The 3,399-nt window shown below is 73.1% G+C and carries 2 protein-coding genes and 1 pseudogene; all 3 read right to left on the minus strand.

The window, feature by feature from the left end:
- The coding region (locus AB8Z36_RS34750) for an ABC-F family ATP-binding cassette domain-containing protein (protein WP_369217373.1) at nt 1-1,592 on the minus strand (1,592 nt) is incomplete at its 3' end.
- Between the two features lie 86 nt (nt 1,593-1,678).
- A complete protein-coding gene (locus tag AB8Z36_RS34755) occupies nt 1,679-3,022 on the minus strand; it encodes an acyltransferase family protein (RefSeq protein ID WP_369217374.1) in 1,344 nt (447 codons plus the stop codon).
- Between the two features lie 74 nt (nt 3,023-3,096).
- Nucleotides 3,097-3,399, minus strand: a pseudogene (locus AB8Z36_RS34760) (4-(cytidine 5'-diphospho)-2-C-methyl-D-erythritol kinase); the annotation flags it as partial.

The raw sequence follows: 3,399 nt of genomic DNA on the forward strand, positions 1-3,399 counted from the left end.
CGTCGCGGAGGCGGCCGCGGGGGCCGCCGACCGGCCGGGGCGGGGGCGGACTCGGTCATCCGCTGCCGCCGCTCCAGGTACTCGTCGATGCCGCGCGGCAGCATCCGCATGGTGGCGTCGCCCAGGAGCGCGTACACCTTGTCCGTCGTGCGCTCGACGAAGAACCGGTCGTGGGAGATCACCACCATGGAGCCGGGCCACCCGTCGAGCACGTCCTCGAGCTGCGTCAGCGTCTCGATGTCCAGGTCGTTGGTCGGCTCGTCGAGGAAGAGGACGTTGGGCTCGTCCATGAGCAGGCGCAGCAGCTGGAGCCTGCGCCGCTCGCCGCCGGAGAGGTCGCCGACCGGCGTCCACTGCTTCTCCTTGCTGAACCCGAACGTCTCGCAGAGCTGGCCCGCGGTCATCTCGCGGCCCTTGCCGAGGTCGACGCGCTCGCGCACCTGCTGGACGGCCTCAAGGACGCGGAGCGTCGGCTTCAGCTCGGCGACCTCCTGCGACAGATAGGCCAGCTTCACCGTCCTGCCGACGGTGATCCTGCCGTCCGCGGGCTGTACGTCGCCGTCGCTGCGCGCGGCGTCGGCCATGGCGCGCAGCAGCGAGGTCTTGCCCGCGCCGTTCACCCCGACCAGGCCGATGCGGTCGCCGGGGCCGAGCTGCCAGGTCAGGTGCTTGAGCAGCAGCTTCGGTCCGGCCTGTACGGAGACGTCCTCCAGGTCGAACACCGTCTTGCCGAGCCGCGTGGTGGCGAACTTCATCAGCTCGCTGCGGTCGCGCGGCGGGGGCACGTCGGCGATCAGTTCGTTGGCCGCCTCGATGCGGAACTTCGGCTTGCTGGTGCGGGCCGGGGCGCCGCGGCGCAGCCAGGCGAGCTCCTTGCGCATGAGGTTCTGCCGCTTGGTCTCCTCGGTCGCGGCGATGCGCTCGCGCTCGGCGCGGGCGAAGACGTAGTCCGAGTACCCGCCCTCGTACTCGAAGACGGTGCCGCGCTGCACGTCCCACATGCGGGTGCAGACCTGGTCGAGGAACCAGCGGTCGTGGGTGACGCACACGAGCGCCGAGCGGCGCGCGCGCAGATGTCCGGCGAGCCAGGCGATGCCCTCGACGTCGAGGTGGTTGGTGGGCTCGTCGAGGACGATCAGGTCCTGCTCGGCGATGAGCAGCTTGGCGAGCGCGATGCGCCGCCGCTCGCCGCCGGACAGCGGACCGATGACGGTGTCCAGGCCCTGCGGGAAGCCCGGCAGGTCGAGTCCGCCGAAGAGGCCGGTGAGCACGTCCCTGATCTTGGCGCTGCCCGCCCACTCGTGGTCGGCGAGGTCGCCGATGACCTCGTGCCTGACGGTGGCCCCGGGGTCGAGGGAGTCGTGCTGGGTCAGCACGCCGAGCCGCAGCCCGCCGTTGTGCGTGACCCGCCCGGTGTCGGCCTCCTCCAGCTTGGCGAGCATCCGGATCAGGGTGGTCTTCCCGTCACCGTTGCGCCCCACGACGCCGATCCTGTCCCCCTCGGACACGCCGAGTGAGACGCCGTCGAGCAGGGCACGGGTGCCGTACACCTTGCTGACTGCCTCGACATTGACCAGATTGACGGCGGCCATTTCACTCCTGACAGGGGGGATCGATCGATCCTCAAGCGTAGTCGCCCGCTCGCCCTGTCCGTCGGCCGCTTAGCGTACCGGACCGCTCACCCACCGTGCCGGTACTGCGGGGCGGCCCGCTCGACGAGCAGCCAGCCCGCGAGGGCCATGGCCACGGCGGCCGGTGCGGTGACGTGGACGGCCACCAGGAGAGCCGTCCGCCCCTCCAGGAGACCGCCGAAGCCCACCATCGACAGGCCGAGGACGCCGAAGAGGCAGAGGATGACGCCGAGGACCGCCGCCGGACCGGACACCCTCCTCGCGGGCGCGGGAGCCGTCCTCGCGCGGGCCGGTCGTTCGAAGCGCCGGAAGAGGGTGACGAGGGCCGCCGTCACGAGCGCGGCCAGCGCCATGCGCACCGGCACCTGCCCCCACCACGCCGCCGACGCGGGCGCGGGCAGCGGGATGTCGAGGGCGAGCTGCGCCCCGTACACCGCGAGCATGGCGCTCAGATGCCAGAGGAACGCCGTCATGGAGATGCCGTTGGCCGCGATCACGCCCCGCCAGACGCGCGGCCCCGCCAGCCACCGCGTCGCCGGGCCGCGCAGCAGCTCCACCGCGCCGACCAGCCAGAGGCCGTGGCTAAGGAGGGCGAAGGTGGGCGGTGCCATGTTGGAGACGCGCTCGCCCGGCATGCCGACCATGGAGAGGGGATACGGGCCGAGGGCCACGAGGAGCGCGGCGCCCGCGAGCCCCGCGCCCGCGAGGACGTACGGCGTCCGCAGCCTGCCGTCCGCGCGCAGGAAGCCGAGCTGGTGCACCGCGAGCCAGACGAAGGCGAAGTTCAGGAACTCCACGTACGGCACGCCGAGCGCGAAGCGCGCCACGTCCACCGCGCCCGCGGCCCCCACGAGCGCCCCGAACGCGCCCCAGCCGAACCGCTCGTGCAGCCGGAGCAGCGGCGGCGTGCAGGCGACCATCGCCAGATAGATGCCGATGAACCAGAGCGGCTGCGCGACGAGCCGCAGCGCCACGTCGAGCAGCCCGCCGCCCCGGCCGAGGAGTTGGAGGAGGAGCGCGCCCGTACCCCAGACGCCGGTGAAGACCATGGTGGGCCGCAGCAGCCGCTGGAGGCGGGCGCGGAGGAAGGCCGGGTAGAGGGACGGCCCCTCGCAGGCGCGGCTCAGCGACCGGTACGACAGGGCGTGCGAGAAGCCGCCGACGAAGAAGAACACCGGCATGATCTGCATCGCCCAGGTGAGGAGTTGCAGGCCGGGTACGACGGCGAGGAGGTTGCCGACCTCGGCCCCGCCGTCGTCCCCGACGGTCACCGCCGCCATCAGCCAGTGCCCCATGACGACCGTGCCGAGCGAGGCGACGCGCAGCAGGTCGACGTACCGGTCGCGCCCGGCGGGCGTCTTCTCGGCCAGTTCGCGCACACGTGATCCCATGCCGGTACGGTCGCGCGCGGCGCCGTACGGGCGTCAGCGTGCGCGTACTCAGATGGGGACCTGAGTACGTGGGCTCACGGCTGGAGCAGGGTGGCACCCGGCGCCGGGGACTGCGCGACCCGGGCCGTGCGGCAGGTGCCGGAGGCGATGAGCGCGTCGGCCACGGTGCGCGCCGACGCGGCGTCGGCGGCGAGGAAGGCCGTCGTCGGACCCGACCCCGAGACCAGCGCGGCCAGCGCACCCGCGGCCGTGCCGGTGGCGAGGGTGGCGGAGAGCGGGGGGAAGAGGGAGAGCGCCGCGGGCTGGAGGTCGTTGGTGAGCGTGGCGGCCAGGGCCTCCGCGTCGCCCTTGCGCAGGGCGGCGAGCAGGGCGGGGGA

The sequence above is a fragment of the Streptomyces flavofungini genome (genome assembly GCF_041028215.1).
Classification (GTDB): Bacteria; Actinomycetota; Actinomycetes; order Streptomycetales; family Streptomycetaceae; genus Streptomyces; species Streptomyces flavofungini_B.